The 16,348-nt window shown below is 51.4% G+C and carries 15 protein-coding genes; 13 read left to right on the top strand and 2 right to left on the bottom strand.

Going from position 1 to position 16,348, the window contains the following annotated elements; translation table 11 throughout:
- The first annotated feature begins 4 nt into the window (after positions 1 to 4).
- From ccoS to OH31_RS05040, 7 genes are all read left to right on the top strand, one after another.
- Positions 5 to 142 (top strand): cbb3-type cytochrome oxidase assembly protein CcoS, encoded by a 138-nt coding sequence (gene ccoS / locus OH31_RS05010; protein WP_019881964.1) that lies wholly within the window; start codon positions 5 to 7, stop codon positions 140 to 142.
- A 129-nt stretch (positions 143 to 271) separates the two neighbouring features.
- Complete coding sequence (gene ccoN / locus OH31_RS05015; RefSeq protein ID WP_024929865.1) at positions 272 to 1,708, top strand: cytochrome-c oxidase, cbb3-type subunit I; 1,437 nt, start codon at positions 272 to 274, stop codon at positions 1,706 to 1,708.
- A gap of 10 nt (positions 1,709 to 1,718) precedes the next feature.
- Positions 1,719 to 2,345 (top strand): cytochrome-c oxidase, cbb3-type subunit II, encoded by a 627-nt coding sequence (gene ccoO / locus OH31_RS05020; protein ID WP_019881967.1) that lies wholly within the window; start codon positions 1,719 to 1,721, stop codon positions 2,343 to 2,345.
- A gap of 11 nt (positions 2,346 to 2,356) precedes the next feature.
- Positions 2,357 to 2,497, top strand: a complete 141-nt coding sequence (locus tag OH31_RS05025) for a cbb3-type cytochrome c oxidase subunit 3 (RefSeq protein ID WP_019881968.1) — start codon at positions 2,357 to 2,359, stop codon at positions 2,495 to 2,497.
- A gap of 30 nt (positions 2,498 to 2,527) precedes the next feature.
- Positions 2,528 to 3,424 carry a cytochrome-c oxidase, cbb3-type subunit III gene (gene ccoP / locus OH31_RS05030; protein WP_024929866.1) on the top strand — a complete coding sequence of 299 codons (897 nt, stop codon included), beginning with the start codon at positions 2,528 to 2,530 and terminating at the stop codon, positions 3,422 to 3,424.
- Between the two features lie 18 nt (positions 3,425 to 3,442).
- Positions 3,443 to 4,888, top strand: coding sequence for a cytochrome c oxidase accessory protein CcoG (ccoG, locus tag OH31_RS05035; RefSeq protein WP_024929867.1), 1,446 nt, complete (start codon positions 3,443 to 3,445; stop codon positions 4,886 to 4,888).
- A gap of 58 nt (positions 4,889 to 4,946) precedes the next feature.
- Complete coding sequence (locus OH31_RS05040) at positions 4,947 to 5,210, top strand: FixH family protein (protein ID WP_019881971.1); 264 nt, start codon at positions 4,947 to 4,949, stop codon at positions 5,208 to 5,210.
- Between the two features lie 17 nt (positions 5,211 to 5,227).
- On the opposite strand, the gene OH31_RS05045 is transcribed toward OH31_RS05040, so the two are convergent.
- Together OH31_RS05045 and fnr are read right to left on the bottom strand one after the other, a co-directional pair.
- Complete coding sequence (locus OH31_RS05045) at positions 5,228 to 6,079, bottom strand: hypothetical protein (protein ID WP_024929868.1); 852 nt, start codon at positions 6,077 to 6,079, stop codon at positions 5,228 to 5,230.
- Between the two features lie 39 nt (positions 6,080 to 6,118).
- Positions 6,119 to 6,955 carry a fumarate/nitrate reduction transcriptional regulator Fnr gene (fnr, locus tag OH31_RS05050; protein ID WP_024929869.1) on the bottom strand — a complete coding sequence of 279 codons (837 nt, stop codon included), beginning with the start codon at positions 6,953 to 6,955 and terminating at the stop codon, positions 6,119 to 6,121.
- Positions 6,956 to 7,125: 170 nt separating this feature from the next.
- On the opposite strand from fnr, the gene hemN reads away from it, so the two are divergent.
- The 6 genes from hemN to OH31_RS05080 all read left to right on the top strand — a co-directional run bounded on the left by hemN (position 7,126) and on the right by OH31_RS05080 (position 16,346).
- Positions 7,126 to 8,511: an oxygen-independent coproporphyrinogen III oxidase gene (hemN, locus tag OH31_RS05055; protein WP_024929870.1), complete on the top strand. Its 1,386-nt coding sequence runs from the start codon at positions 7,126 to 7,128 to the stop codon at positions 8,509 to 8,511.
- Positions 8,512 to 8,520: 9 nt separating this feature from the next.
- On the top strand, positions 8,521 to 9,237 hold the full coding sequence (locus tag OH31_RS05060; protein ID WP_024929871.1) for a sulfite exporter TauE/SafE family protein: 717 nt from the start codon (positions 8,521 to 8,523) through the stop codon (positions 9,235 to 9,237).
- Positions 9,238 to 9,304: 67 nt separating this feature from the next.
- Positions 9,305 to 10,144 carry a DNA ligase gene (locus OH31_RS05065; protein WP_024929872.1) on the top strand — a complete coding sequence of 280 codons (840 nt, stop codon included), beginning with the start codon at positions 9,305 to 9,307 and terminating at the stop codon, positions 10,142 to 10,144.
- A 14-nt stretch (positions 10,145 to 10,158) separates the two neighbouring features.
- Complete coding sequence (locus OH31_RS05070) at positions 10,159 to 10,578, top strand: hypothetical protein (RefSeq protein ID WP_024929873.1); 420 nt, start codon at positions 10,159 to 10,161, stop codon at positions 10,576 to 10,578.
- 810 nt (positions 10,579 to 11,388) lie between these two features.
- A complete protein-coding gene (gene hrpA / locus OH31_RS05075; RefSeq protein ID WP_024929874.1) occupies positions 11,389 to 15,399 on the top strand; it encodes an ATP-dependent RNA helicase HrpA in 4,011 nt (1,336 codons plus the stop codon).
- A 35-nt stretch (positions 15,400 to 15,434) separates the two neighbouring features.
- Positions 15,435 to 16,346, top strand: a complete 912-nt coding sequence (locus OH31_RS05080) for a hypothetical protein (protein ID WP_024929875.1) — start codon at positions 15,435 to 15,437, stop codon at positions 16,344 to 16,346.
- The last annotated feature ends 2 nt before the right edge of the window (positions 16,347 to 16,348 follow it).

A 16,348-nucleotide genomic window follows, 5' to 3' on the forward strand; every position in this document is an offset into this window, starting at 1 on the left:
CGTTATGGAAATTGCATTTTTATTGATCCCACTGGCAGTGTTGCTGGTGTTTGTCATTCTGGGTGGCCTCTGGTGGGCAATCCAGACCGGGCAGTTTGAAGACCTGGAAGAAGAAGGTTCCCGAATTCTTGAGCAGGATTAAGAATTTTTGAACAGGATTGATATGTGTCAAATCAGATGTGTGACGAGTCTGAGATGATCAGGTTGAACAACTAAATTTTTTAGAATTTTTTTAGTGTTGGGTGTTTGTTTTAATCATTGGGAGAAATCCATGCAAAATGCAACCGTGAAGGCTGCGACCTATAACGATACCGTGGTCCGCCAGTTTGCCATCATGGCAGTGGTCTGGGGTGTTGTTGGTACATTGATGGGCGTGATTATCGCGTCTCAGCTGGTGTGGCCAGAGCTTAACCTGGGCTTGCCGTATACCTCTTTTGGCCGTTTACGACCACTGCATACCAATGCAGTGATTTTCGCATTTGGTGGCTGTGCTTTATTTGCTACCTCATACTATGTCGTGCAACGTACCTGCCAGACCCGTTTGTTTAGCGACAAACTGGCCAGTTTTACTTTCTGGGGCTGGCAAGCTGTCATTGTCGCCGCAGCCATCTCCTTGCCATTGGGTTATACCCAGGGTAAAGAGTACGGCGAACTGGAGTGGCCAATTGACATCCTGATTGCGATCGTATGGATTTCTTACGCGGTTGTGTTCTTCGGTACTATCGGTATCCGTAAGGTCAAGCATATCTACGTGGCTAACTGGTTCTACGGTGCCTTTATTCTGGCGGTGGCCTTGTTGCACATCGTTGAGAGTGCTGCAATTCCTGCTGGCTGGTTCAAGTCTTACTCTGCTTATGCAGGCGTGCAAGATGCGATGGTGCAGTGGTGGTATGGTCACAACGCGGTAGGTTTCTTCCTGACAGCGGGTTTCCTCGGCATGATGTACTACTTTGTGCCTAAACAAGCTGAGCGTCCTGTGTACTCTTACAGCTTGTCTATCGTGCACTTCTGGGCACTGATTTTCACTTACATGTGGGCGGGTCCTCACCACTTGCATTACACCGCTTTGCCTGACTGGACACAGTCCTTGGGTATGGTGTTGTCTTTAATTCTGTTTGCACCAAGCTGGGGCGGTATGATCAACGGTATCATGACCTTGTCCGGCGCCTGGCACAAACTGCGCACTGACCCTATCTTGCGCTTCCTGATCGTTTCCCTGTCTTTCTACGGTATGAGTACCTTTGAAGGCCCGATGATGGCGATCAAGACTGTGAACGCTTTGTCTCACTACACTGACTGGACCGTAGGTCACGTGCACTCTGGTGCTCTGGGCTGGGTTGGTTTTATTTCTATCGGTTCCCTGTACTTCCTGATTCCACGTTTGTTCGGTCAGAAGACTATGTACAGCGTGAAAGCGATTGAAGTGCATTTCTGGATGGCAACCATTGGCGTGGTGTTATATATCGCTGCGTTGTGGATCTCTGGCGTGATGGAAGGCTTGATGTGGCGTGCAATGAACGCTGACGGTACATTGGCTTATACCTTCGTTGAGAGTGTGAAAGCCAAGTTCCCATACTATTTCACACGTGCATTGGGTGGTTTCCTGTATATGAGCGGTTTGGTGATCATGTTGTGGAACACATATAAAACAGCAACTAATGGCAAACCAGCAACGGTAGAAGTACCAGCTGTTGTTGCACACACTTAAGGAGCTCACTATGGCAACGCATCAAAATAATAGTGGCAATCTGCACGAAAAGATTGAAACCAATAACTTCCTGTTGATCGTACTGACCTTCATTACAATCTCCTTTGGTGGTTTGGTTGAAATCGTGCCTTTGTTTTTCCAAAAATCCCTGACTGAACCTATCCGTGGGTTGGAGCCATACACTGCGCTGCAATTGGCTGGTCGTGACATTTACCTGCGTGAAGGTTGCTACAACTGCCACTCACAGATGATCCGTCCGTTCCATGCTGAAACATTGCGTTATGGCCACTACTCTGTAGCGGGCGAATACGTGTATGACCACCCGTTCCAGTGGGGCAGCAAGCGTACCGGTCCTGACTTGCACCGTGTCGGTGGCAAATACAGTGACGACTGGCATCGTGTGCACTTGAATCAGCCGCGTGACGTTGTACCGGAATCCATCATGCCAGCGTACCCATGGTTGAATGAAAACCTGGTGAACGATGAAACGATTGGTGACCATATGGTTGCGCTGCGTAAAGTGGGCGTGCCTTACACCGATGAGCAGATCAAGGCTGCTGGCGCAGATATCAAGGGTAAAACCGAGATGGATGCACTGGTTTCATACCTGCAAGTACTGGGTACACACCTGAAATAAGGAGACGCGCCATGGATATCATCAACCTGTTACGCATATTGTTTACAGTACTGAGTTTTGTCCTGTTTATCGCAATCCTGGTTTGGGCATGGCGCAATCGTCACTCCGCACAATTCAAGGACGCGCAGAACCTGCCGTTCGATCAAGACTAATATTTGTGCGGACATGTTAAGGAAAACATCATGAATGATTTTGTAAATGGATTTTGGCCGATCTGGATTTCGACCATTACCTTGGGTGGGATCGCTTTTTGTGTCGGTTTGCTGATTTTCGCAAGCCGCGTCAAAGTGCCTCTGGATAGTGACAACACCAATGGTCACGAGTGGGACGGCATTAAAGAAATGAACAATCCGCTGCCAATGTGGTGGGTGGGCTTGTTTATCATTACCGTTATTTTTGGCCTGACTTATTTGTACCTGTTCCCTGGCTTGGGTACTTACAATGGTAAATTCGGCTGGACAGGCGTTAAGCAGTACGAAGTTGAAGTGGCCAAAAACAACGAAAAAATTGCACCGCTGTATGCCAAATACGCGGCAATGCCGGTTGAAGAAGTGGCCAAAATCCCGGAAGCCCGTGATATTGGCAAGCGTATTTTCCTCAACAACTGTGCTGCTTGCCATGGTTCAGATGCCAAGGGTAGCCGCGGTTTCCCTAACCTGACGGATACTGACTGGTTGTATGGCGGTAGCCCAGAGCGTATTAAAGAAACCATTACGGGTGGTCGTATCGGCATGATGCCGCCGATGGCAGCCGCTGTCGGTAATGAAGAAGACGTGAAAAACGTGGCTAACTACGTATTAAGTCTGTCTGGCAGTATTCATGACTCTGGTCGTGCCAATGCCGGTAAAGACAAATTTGTCGTGTGTGCAGCTTGCCACGGCCCTGAAGGCAAAGGTAACCAGATGATTGGTGCACCTAACCTGTCAGACAACACTTGGTTGCATGGCCAGGGTGAAGCCGCGATTATCAAGCGTATTCACGAAGGTAAAACCAACCAGATGCCAGCCTGGCAAGAGAAATTCAGCCCGGAGCAAATTCATTTGCTGACCGCTTATGTTTGGGGCCTCTCCAACAAGTAAGCGAATGCAGATAAATACATGAGCGATACTAAACAAAGCGCTGTGAACAAAACCACCATCCGTGAACAGGAGGTGGTTTTGTCACTTTATAAGTCCGAAGATAAGATTTATGCCCGCCATGTCTCCGGTTTATTTAATAACTGGCGATGGGTGATGGTGTGGGCAACGCAGCTGTTCTTCTACGGTGTGCCGTGGTTGCAATGGGATGGTCGACAGGCCATGCTGTTTGACCTGGAAGGCATGCGGTTTTATGTGTTTGGCCTGATCTTCCATCCGCAGGACCTGATTTACCTCGCATTCCTGTTGATTGTCTCTGCACTTTCCCTGTTCCTGTTTACGGCGATTGCCGGGCGCTTGTGGTGTGGTTACACCTGTCCGCAGACGGTATATACCGAAATCTATATGTGGATGGAGCAGAAAATAGAAGGTGACCGTATCGCTCGCATGCGTCTTGATGACAGCAAGTGGAACCTGAACAAAGTTACACGCAAATCCCTGAAACAGTTGGCCTGGATCGGATTTGGTTTGTGGACCGGTGTGACGTTTGTCGGCTACTTTACGCCCATGCGTGAACTGGTCCCTAGCTTGTTGCAATTCCAAGCCGGTGGCTGGGAAACATTCTGGGTATGTTTTTATGGCTTTGCGACCTATGGTAACGCAGGTTACATGCGTGAGCAGGTCTGTAAATACATGTGCCCGTATGCACGCTTCCAGAGCGCCATGTTTGACGGCGACACCATGACGGTGACTTACGATGAAGCACGTGGTGAGCCACGTGGTTCACGCTCTAAAAAAGCGGGTGAGAATGCCAATGGATTAGGCAGTTGCATTGATTGCAGTATTTGCGTACAAGTATGCCCGACCGGCATCGATATCCGTGACGGCTTGCAATACGAGTGCATCGGCTGTGGTGCCTGTATTGATGCCTGTGACGATGTGATGGATAAGATGGGCTATGCCAAAGGCCTGATTAAATATACGACGCAAAATGGCATGGAAAATCGCTGGACCCGTCAGCAGATGCTTGCGCGTTTGCTCAGGCCACGCGTGCTGATTTATTCGACCATTTTGGTGATCATGGTGGTCGGTATGGGGGTCGGTATCTACTTTAAACCCGATTTCCGGCTGGATGTGTTGCGTGATCGCTCGGTGATGGCGCGTTACACCAACGATGGCAATATTGAGAATGTTTACAATCTCAAGCTGGAAAATGAAACCGAATCTGTGCGCGATTATGATTTGCAAGTCACAGGTTTACCCGCGCTCGCCGTCCATTTTTCAGACAATAACAGTCAGCAGCTCAAAGCACTCAAACCTTTTGAAAAGCGCAATGTCATAGTCGAGATACAGGTGCCTGAAGCTGAAACGCGTGCCGGATCACACAAGATTTTCTTTGAGTTGACTGACATTGAAGCCAAAGAAACAATTAAGGAAAAATCTGTCTTTATTGTCCCCAGTAATTAGCGGTTAAGGCATGGCGTCGCGCAGGGTGGCATAAAACAGCATAGATAAAGGAATACCGATGGTTGAAACACAAAAATGGTACCAGAATGCGTATGTCTGGCTGATTATTGGCGGTCCGTCCCTGGTCGTGGTGGCGTCTTTTATCACCTTGTACCTGGCCATTACGCATCCGGATCCGGCCATTGATGACTATTACCGCAAGGGCATAGAAATCAATAAAACGCTGGATGCGCAAGGCCATGATGTGCAGGACGAAGCCATGGCGCCTGCCATTCAGGCGCGCAACCATGCACAAACCGGCCTTAAACCAGCTGAAGAATAGCCGCTTAACGTTACCGCCTAGACGAACATGCGCACGCGAAATCCATGCGTGCGCAATGTGCTGGCATATTTCTCTAATATTTTCTCTGAAGTGGCCTGAATGCAGCCTCGTAGGTCTTGCTGGCTGGGTCTGGCAATGCCGTATAGCAAGATGCCGCTGATGCGCTGTTTCAATGGCAATAAAGCTTCCATATAGCCTGGCAGCGTTGGCGTGGTCACGGTCTCCCCGTGCAGTGTTCTACTGAAAATGGCAGTTTGCACCCAGGTTGGGCAAAGCGTGCAGCAGGTTTGCAGGCGCTGCAAATGCAAGGCCAGAGGCAAATGCGTATCGTTGACAGCCAGCATCTCGCCATCATTACCTGCATCCAGTTTGAACCATACCTCTCCGCCCATCTCGTGTAAGCGTTTGAGTGCATGCTGTATATGCGCGTGCTGCAACTGGCTGCCATTGGTGATGAGCCGCAGGCAAGCCGGGCGGTCATGTGGTTTGCGTTGCTGCATCAGGTGGGCAACCATGTCGAGGATGTCTGCAAACTGCGGCGAAGTTGTTGGTTCACCGTCACCCGCAAAGGCGATATCCTGTACGCAGTCATGCAGGCTGTAAATGCTGTCGTGGATATGGTGCGTGACCCAGCCCAGGCAGTCTGCCAGCTCTTGTTGCAGAAGCTGGCTATCAATGACGGGCGAAGGGCCGCGTTGTAAACCGGGCACCTGGCAGTACACACAGTGCCAGTTACAGCAATGATTGGGGTGCAGGTTGATGCCGATGGAAATGCCTTGCGCCCGGCGTGACCACACCGGGTAAATATAGCGCCATGCGCGAGTGGCCGCAAATTCGCTTAAGGCCTCAAAGAGGGCAGAGGTCTGCATTTGTACGCCGCCGTGATAAGCGTTAACGGTGGGCTTGGACTAGCAAGTGCTGGCGTTAAAGATGGTCTTCAGTTTGTCGTGATCAAGAATGCGGATATTCTTTTGTTTCACTTCAATAATGCCTTCGTCGCTAAATTTAGAGAAGGTGCGACTCACGGTTTCCAGCTTCATGCCCAGGTAGCTGCCGATTTCTTCGCGGGTCATGCGTAAAATCAATTCACTTTTTGAGTAACCGCGTGCGTGCAAACGTTGCAGCAAATTGAGCAGAAAAGCCGCCAGGCGTTCTTCGGCTCGCATATTGGCCAGCAACATCATGACGCCATTTTCGCGCACAATCTCGCGGCTCATGATTTTGTGCACATGGCGTTGCAGCATGGGGATTTGACGTGACAGGTCTTCGACGTGGTGAAATGGCATCACGCAGACTTCGGCATCTTCCAGAGCGATGGCATTGCAATTGTGCTTGTCACTGACGATGCCATCCAGGCCCATGATTTCACCCGCCATTTGAAAACCGGTGACTTGTTCGCGGCCATCTTCAGATACCACACAGGTTTTAAAGAAACCGGTACGAATCGCATACAAGGTGGTGAACGGATCGCCGCTGCTAAACAGGTGCCCCCCTTGTTTGACTTTCTTTCTGGTGGCAACCATGCCATCCAACTGGCTCATCTCGTCCGTGCTTAAACCTATGGGCAGACACAGCTCACGCAGGTTGCAGTTAGAGCAGGCCACCTTGAAACTGGATTCGGCTTGCATGGGAGATGTCCTTGGCAGTCGTTGATCTTGCGACTGATTATACGCCTCCTGCGCCTTGATTTCATGGGTGGTGATTTCATCCGTGGCGACTTCATGTGCTGCAATGGCATTTAACATGATGCTTTTACTCTTCCCTATTATAGTGCGTTGCATTATGCACGCGTAGCTGACCGGACTATTTGATATGCATCAAGAAGTCATGGTTTGCTTTATGGCAAAGTAGCCGTCAATGACTCCCGGGACGAGATGTCTCACTTGTGCAGACAGGAAAGCATTTGCTAGATACCATGAAACAACCGTTGACGATTACTCAAGAGCACATCGAGCGCTATGATGTTTCGGGGCCGCGGTATACCTCTTACCCCACTGCTGACCGCTTTGTCGAGGCGTTTGATGCGGCGGCCTATGTCAAGGCCGCAGAGCAGCGCAATATCAGCAACTGGACACAACCGTTGTCGGTGTATGTACATATCCCGTTTTGCGCGTCGCTGTGTTTTTATTGTGCCTGCAACAAAATCGTCACCAAGCGTTATGAGCAGAGCGCTATTTACCTCAACTATCTGCAACGCGAACTCAATCTGCATCTGGACAAGTTTTCGCAAGCGCAGGCCGTGAACCAGCTGCATTTAGGCGGCGGCACACCAACCTTTCTCAGTGATGACGAGCTAACCCGCCTGGTGGAGATGCTGAAAAAAGCCTTTGTGTTTAACCAAGAGGGTGAATACTCGATTGAGATTGATCCACGCACGGTGAACCAGCAACGCTTGCAGCATTTACGCGACCTGGGCTTTAACCGCCTGAGTTTTGGTGTGCAAGACTTTGATGCCGATGTGCAGCAAGCGGTGCATCGAGTGCAGTCTTATACGCAAGTGGAAACGCTGATGCAACAAGCGCGGGAGATGGGTTACCAGTCTATCAATGCCGACCTGATTTATGGCTTGCCCAAGCAAACCCCGGCAACCTTCCGCGAAACAATCGCTAAAATTACCACATTGCGCCCAGATCGTATTGCCCTGTATGGCTATGCGCATTTGCCGTCCCGCTTCAAACCGCAGCGCCGTATCCTGCAAGATGAGTTACCCAATGCCGTAGACAAAATCCAGATGCTGTCAGAGGCGATTCAGCAATTGATGCAGGCGGGATATGTGTATATCGGCATGGACCATTTTGCTTTGCCTGAGGATGCACTGGCGATTGCCAAGCAGCAGGGCAGGTTGCATCGCAACTTTCAGGGTTACAGTACCATGGCTGACCAGGATATTCTGGCGCTGGGCGTGTCTGCCATTGGCAAAATGGGCGCGACCTATAGCCAGAATGCCAAAACGCTGGAAGAGTATTACGACTTTCTGGACCAGGGTCAGTTGCCGATTGTGCGTGGGCTAGCGCTTAGCCGTGATGACCTGATCCGCCGCGCGGTGATTATGGCCATCATGTGCCATGGTGAGCTTAGCTATGAGTCAATAGAGCTCTCTTATATGGTGAATTTCAGGGATTACTTTAAGTCAGAGATTCAACAACTTGCAGATAAAGAAAAGCAAGGGTTGGTGATGCTGGAGGACGATGGCTTGAAAGTGACTGAAATGGGCTGGTACTTTGTGCGTGCTATTGCCATGGTGTTTGACCGTTATTTGCAGCACGATGCCAATCGTGCAAGGTTCTCCAAAATCCTTTAAACTCTCGGCATGTTAGCCAGCTTACTCCTGACCGCTTTTGTCATGGGGCTGGCAGGCGGCCCGCATTGCATTGCCATGTGTGGTGCAGCTTGCGGCGCCATGCAGTCATCCCCTCAAACCAGCAGTCAATTTCGTTCGATTCCGCTACGTGTCATCAAGACCATTCCCTGGAGTTTTTACCTCGGGCGCATGCTGGGTTATGGCATCTTGGGCGCAATTGCGGCAGAAACCCTGCGCGGCCTGGCCTGGTTGTCCAACCAGAGCCATGTGTTCCAGCCATTGTGGACGTTCTCTCATACGCTGATTTTTGCCTGGGGCGTGTTATTAGTGGTCACCGGTCAACAACCACAATGGGCCGTGCAGCGGGCACAGCAAGTCTGGGCCTGGATTAAGCAGCGCACCGAACATGCCAAATTCGGCTATTTGCTCACGGGTATGGTCTGGGCTTTGTTGCCGTGTGGTTTGCTCTATTCAGCGGTGATGCTGGCCTCATTGCAATCGCAATGGTTACAGGGGGCATTGGTGATGATGGCCTTTGCCTGTGGCTCAGCCACCGTGCTGGCACTGGCACCTGTCCTATGGCGCGCCGGCCAGCAATCCATACCCGGCTGGTTTAAAGAGTCGACGGGGATGCGCCTGAGTGGCGTATTGCTCATCGCCCTCAGCGTGGTCGCTTTATGGATGGACGTCATGCATCACGACAAACTGTGGTGCCAACTCCTCTAAATATTGCTTTTATTGCCTGCGCACTGTAACTTTCAATTGTTAATTTAATTTAACAGTTGGAGGCGTCATGCTGAGGCCAATGCGATATTTACTGTTTGTTTTCTTGTCCTTATGGGTTGCGCACAGCTACGCCCAAGCGCCTGCCATTTTGCTGGCGCAGATTTACCATGACGATATCCAGGTGCAAGAGTATCTGGTCAGCGAAAAACTGGATGGTATCCGTGCCATCTGGGATGGCCAGCAATTCACCAGCCGCCAGGGTCATCCTATTCATGCGCCAGCCTGGTTTACTCAAGACTTTCCGCCACGGCCACTGGATGGCGAATTATGGATAGGCCGTGGTCAATTCGAGACGCTTTCATCCACTGTCAGACAAACGCAACCGAATGATACTGCCTGGCGGCAAGTCGCCTATTATGTGTTTGAGTTGCCAGACGCCAGCGGTGACTTCGCCCACAGAGCGCAGACAATTGTGAAAATTGCCCGGCAAGCGCATAGCCCTTATCTCAAAAGTCTGCCGCAATTCCGTGTTAAAGACAGGAAAGTGCTTAAAAGAACGCTGGATCACATTGTGGCTCAGCGTGGCGAAGGCCTGATGCTGCACCGCGCCGATGCACCATATCTCACAGGCCGTAGCCATGTCTTGCTCAAACTCAAGCCACAACTTGATGCAGAAGCCAAAGTGATCGCCCATGTGCCCGGCAAAGGCAAATACCAAGGTAAAATGGGCGCGCTGTTAGTGGAGACCCCGGCAGGTATCCAATTTAAACTGGGCACCGGATTTAGCGACGCGGAGCGTGCGCATCCACCGCCCATCGGCTGCCAGGTCACTTATACTTACCGTGATGTGACCAAAACAGGTAAACCCAAGTTTGCCAGTTTTTTACGCATACGTTCGCCTGAATAGTGAAAGGAAATCATATGAAGTGGTTCGCAGGATTATTAAGCTGCTGGATGGCAGCAAATGCCTACGCGCTTGATTTAAGCGGCGTTTACGCCTGCACGGGCGATGATGCGCATGAAGGAAAGTACACGGGTACAGTGACCATGAAATTACGCCCGGAACATAGCAAAGGCGCCGATGCCAGTTATGACTTCCAGCTTGAAGTGCCGGATTATGGCGTTTATAAAGGCCACGCAGCGGCGCATGGTATGCACGCTGCCATGCACTTTGCCTTACCAGCAGAGAATGGCGAATATGGTGGCAAGACGCATGATTATGGCACTGGCATTGCCGAGTTTAAGACAAATGCCAAAGGACAGCTGAGCTTCAGGAAGTTTTATTTTGAGCCTGGGTTCAAGGGAGGAAATACAGGGGTAGAGGAGTGTGTAAGAAAGTAATTCTTTTGTTTTCTCAGCGTCGACTAGGATGTGAGAGATTGCTTTTCGCTTTTTCAGCGAGTTACTTTTCTTTGCTTGCTCAAAGCGAAGACTATTCTATGATCGATCTATTTCGCCTCTCGGCGACCATTCTTTCTTATGCTTGTCCATAAGAAAGAAGGCAAAGAACAAGACACCCCAACTTCCGCTTCTTCCTTGCGCTACTCGGTTTGCCGGGCGTCCATCGAAACTCGCCCTGACAAGCCACACAGAACGTGGCTTGTTGCGGAGCTCAGACAGCCGATGGCCGAAGACTCCCGCCAACCCTGCGTTGCTCGGCGCGGCAGATGGGGGCCCCGAACACCATGCGACTGCAACCATTAGTGAATTGAAGAAAAAAGAATCTGTTTTTGAACCGTCCGCATTTACGCAATGTGAGTTTGGTGAGATAGATCCCATTCCATCACGCTGAGTAGCGCAGACGAAGTGGGGGCTTTCGGCCATCGGCTGTTCGAGTTCCGCGGCGGCTTGCGGGGTGTGCAAGCCGCTAGGGCGAGTTTCGATGGACGCCCACTTTGCCGAGCAACGCAAGGGAGCCTTTAGGCCGTGATGGCTGGGTGTCTTCCTCTTTGGTTACTTTCTGGGGGACAAGCACCAGAAAGTGACTCGCCAACAAGGCGAAAAACAACGTATCAAGCAAGACAAACTTAAGCTATATGTAAGCTGCGAGAATGCATGTCATTTCGCCTGCCATGTTAAAATCTCCTCCCTATGACTGCCGCCTCTCCTGTACAACTCATCGCCCAGCTCGAAAAACAACTTGCCCAGTGCATGCTGGCAGATCGCTTTCCGCTTAAACGTCGTTTGCAGCAGTTACGCGATGCCTTGAAACAAAATAAGCCGGTTGATAAAGCGCTGGTTGATATTGCCCATAAAGTCCAAGCATCCCAGCAGCGTTTGCAAGCCAGATTAGCCGCATTACCCAAGCCGCAATATCCCGAAGAGTTACCCGTTAGTGGTAAAAAAGACGAGATCGCAGCGGCGATTGCCAAGCATCAGGTGGTGATTGTCTGTGGTGAAACGGGTTCTGGTAAAACCACGCAGTTGCCCAAGATTTGCCTGGAGCTGGGGCGCGGTGTTTCCGGCCTGATTGGCCACACTCAGCCGCGCCGAATTGCGGCGCGTTCGGTGGCCTCGCGGATTGCGCAGGAGCTGCAGAGCCCGCTGGGTGAGGTGGTGGGTTACAAGGTGCGTTTTAATGACAAATTGTCGGAGCGCAGTTATGTCAAATTAATGACCGACGGGATTTTGCTGGCGGAGACGCAGAGCGATAAATTCCTTAACGGTTATGACACCATCATTATCGATGAGGCGCACGAGCGCAGCCTGAATATTGATTTCCTGTTGGGCTACCTCAAACAGTTATTGCCTAAACGGCCAGATTTAAAAATCATTGTCACGTCAGCGACGATTGATGCTAATCGCTTCTCCAATCACTTTAACGGCGCACCCGTGATTGAGGTCAGTGGCCGTACTTATCCGGTTGAGATTCGTTACCGCCCGCTGGGTAATAAAACCACCATGGTGGCGGTTGAGGTACCGGTGGATGATGGTCTGGATGATATTGACCGTTTTGCGCAGGACTTGATGGGCATCAAACGCAAGCCGCCACGCACCGAGACGCGCTGGCTGGAAGAGGATGACGAAGAGGAGGTGATGGAGGATGCCATCCTCGATACGGCTGAGGATTTGCTGCGTTTGGGCGATGGCGATATTCTGGTGTTTTTGCCTGGTGAGCGTGAAATTCGCGATACGGCAGATCATTTGCGTAAATACCAGGGACGTTCGCCCAAACTCAAATCGATAGAGATACTGCCGCTGTTTGCGCGACTGAGCATTGAAGATCAGCAAAAAATCTTCCGCCCGGGCGGCCAGCGCCGCATTGTGCTAGCGACCAACGTTGCAGAGACTTCATTGACGGTGCCTGGCATTAAATATGTGATCGATGCCGGCCTGGCGCGCGTTAACCGCTACAGCCCACGGGCGAAGGTTGAACAATTACAGATTGAGAAAATCTCGCAGGCGGCTGCCAAGCAGCGGGCAGGGCGTTGCGGCCGCGTGTCTAACGGTATCTGTGTGCGTTTGTATTCCGAAGAGGATTTTAACCAGCGTCCGGCCTTTACTGATCCTGAAATCTTGCGTAGTTCACTGGCCAGCGTGATTTTGCGTATGGCTGATTTGCGCCTGGGCGATGTCGCCGAGTTCCCGTTTATTGAAGCGCCTTCATCACGGCTGATCAGCGATGGTTATCAGTTGTTGCAAGAGCTGGGTGCGGTCACCGAGCGTCGAGAAATCACCGAGCTGGGCCGCCAGATGGCGCGCTTGCCACTGGACCCGCGTGTGGCACGTATGATTCTGGCCGCGAAAAAAGAAAGCTGTTTGCGCGAAATCCTGATTATTGCCAGTGTCTTGAGCATGCAGGATCCACGCGAGCGCCCCATGGACAAGCGCGAAGCGGCAGATAGCGCACATGCCAAGTTCAAAGCGGATGATTCCGATTTTATGAGCTATCTCAAGTTGTGGGACTGGTATGAGCAGGCATTAAAGACTAAAAAGTCCAATCGCGACTTGCTTAACCAGTGTCACCAAAACTTCCTGTCTTTCTTGCGCTTGAAAGAGTGGCGTGAGTTGCATCAGCAACTGCTGGAGATGGTGGAGGAGATGGACTTCAAGCGCAGCGATAAGGAAGCCAGTTATGAGCAGGTACATCGCGCATTGCTATCCGGTTTGCTGGGGAATATTGGCTTTAAGGATGGTGACAGCGAGACCTATGCCGGCGCGCGCGGTATCCGCTTTACCATTGCGCCGGGCTCGGCGCTGAAGAAAAATCGGCCGAAATGGGTGATTGCTGCTGAACTGGTAGACACCACCAAGCTGTATGCGCGCGTTGTCGCAAAAATTGATCCGGACTGGATAGAGCCGATTGCCAATGAGGGTGGCAGCCGCGACCTGACGCAAAGTGACTATACCGACCCGCGCTGGGATAGAAAAACCGCGCAAGTGGTGGCCTGGGAGCGCGTAAGCTTATATGGCCTGACCATTGTGCCCAAGCGGCGTGTGCATTACGGGCCAATTAACCCGGCGGAGTCACGTGAGATTTTTATCCGTGAAGCCCTAGCAAATATGGAATTCGATACGCGAGCGCCATTTTTTGAGGCTAATCGCCGCTTAATCGCAGAAGTTGAAGCGCTGGAGCACAAGGCGCGCCGCCAGGATGTACTGGTCGATGAGTATCAGTTGTTTGTGTTCTACGACAAGGTTGTGCCACAGATTACGGAGCCTGGTCATCAAGAGCCTTACCGCATTTATAACGGTGCCGCGTTTGAAAAATGGCGTCAGGATGCGGAGAAAGTGAATCCCAAAGTGCTGCACCTGACGCGTGAGTCCCTCATGCGCCATGGTGCCAGTGCGATTACCGAGGTGCAGTTCCCGGAGCAGATGGTGATAGACGGTGAAACAGTACCGCTCAAATACCGTTTTGAGCCTGGGCATGTGCTGGATGGCGTGACAGCGACGATCCCCCTGGCCTTGCTAAACCAGCTGGACGCCACAGTGACAGAATGGCTGGTGCCAGGCATGGTGCGTGACAAGGTCACCGCGCTGATTAAAGCCTTGCCCAAGACCCTGCGTCGCGTCTGTGTGCCAGTGCCGGATTTTGTGACCGGTTTTCTCGAAGCCAAGACTGCCACTGCGCCTTTATTACCGGCCCTGGCAGAGTTTATCCAGCACAAGGTTGGGCTCAAATTGAAGCCAGAGGAGTTTGACCTGGCTGGCCTGGACGCACATCACCTGATGAATTTCAGCGTGGTGGATGAAAAAGGCCGTGAACTGGGTATGGGCCGTGACTGGCATCTGCTTAAAAAACAACTGGGTTCGGCAGCACAGTTGACGTTCAGAACCGGTTCACCAGGCATTGAAAAGTCTGGCCTCAAACAATGGGATTTCGGCGATTTGCCGCAAACGCTCACCTTTAGCAAAGATGGCCGCCAATTGACGGGTTATCCGGGTCTTGAAGACAATAGCGATAGCGTCGCCATCAAGCTATTTGATACACCGGAAGCGGCAGCGGTTTCGCACCGCAAAGGCGTTTGTCGCCTGATGCGTTTTGAGCTGAAAGAGCAAATCAAGCAATTGGAAAAAGGCCTGCCGGGCTTTAACCAGTATGCCTTGTTGTTACGCGCCATCATGAACCCGGACCAGTTACGCGAAGATATGCTGCAAGCGATTGCCGACCGTGCCTTTATTGCCGAGGATGAATTGCCGCGTACCAATGTCGCATTTATGCAGTTGAAAGCACGTGCACGCACGCGCCTGCCAGCCGTGACAGAGGCGCTCACCCGGCAAGCGCAGTTGATCGCCAATGAATACCAGGTATTGGCGGCGCTACTGCAAAAAATGACGCCAGTCACGCAAAAAATTAAACGTGAGTGCGAGCAGCAGTTGCAAGGCATGCTTTACCATGGCTTTTTCAGCCAGACGCCGTGGGAACAATTGCCGCATCTGCCGCGCTACCTCAAGGCGATTAAAATGCGTATTGATAAATATCCTACCAGTATCGAACGCGATGGCCGCCATGCGCAGGCACTGGCACAACTAGAGCAGCGCTGGCAGCAAAAGGTCGAGCAATTGCGCAAGGCGCATTTGCCTGTAACAAGCCAGTTACAAGACTTTACGTGGCAGTTGCAAGAGTTACGTGTATCATTATTTGCGCAGGAATTAAGGACACCTTATCCTGTCTCAATCAAACGTCTTGAAAAACTCTGGCTCGAAATACAATCGTGATGCGTGACGTCCGCTATTTTTAATTCATTCAGTTGATGCAGCCTTCTCCTTTTGAACCCTTTAGTACGCCAAACTGGCTAAAGCCGAAACAACGCGATCGCGTGTTGCGTATCCCGGCACGCCTGATGTGGGCCGTATTACTGTCGCTGGTATTTCACGCGATTTTGTTCTGGGGATTTTTACTCGACTTGCTCAACCCACTCGAAGAGCCTGCACAAGAGCCCTTGAATATTGTGCTGGATCTTGGGGTGCCTGCGCCTAAAACACCTAAAGTGTCGCCGCCGCCAGAAATGCCACCGGAGCCACCGCCTCAGCCGCAGCCCAAAACGAAACCACAGCCCAAGGCTGAGCCAAAATTACCGAAAAAAGTCATTCAATCACAACGGCCAGATAGCCCGTTCAAATTGCCTGAGCCCAAGCCGCAGAACCGGCCTGAGCCAACACCGCCTGTGCCGCCGCCGGTGGAGGACTTCTCGAGTATGATCAAACGCAGGCAGTCGGACCGTAATTCAGATGAAATGGCCGCCAAACAGATCAATGATGCCGCTGCGGCTGCCGAGCGTGGGCCCTCAGAGGATGAGCGCCGTACCAAAAACATCATGAATAACCTCAAGTTCGGCACCAATGGTTTATTCCAGATCCGGCGCATGGACCCGTATAACGCGACCTTCAGCTTTAAAGGCTGGGTCAACGATTACACCTCGGCCAATACACAGTATTACGAAGTCGAGGCGCGCAATGGTGAAGATATCCGGCTGGTCATGATGCGGCGCATGATTGCGATTATCCGTGAGCACTACAATGGTGATTTCGACTGGATATCCAACCGCCTGGGGCGCACGATCTCATTGTCGGCAAGGCCAGCGGACAATGCTTTCCTCGAAGATTTTATGATGAAGGAATTCTTCGGGCCCAATTATAAAAACCTGGATATTTACGGGCGCTAGTC

Origin of the sequence: Methylophilus sp. OH31 (genome assembly GCF_000576615.1) — a bacterium.
Lineage (GTDB): Bacteria > Pseudomonadota > Gammaproteobacteria > Burkholderiales > Methylophilaceae > Methylophilus.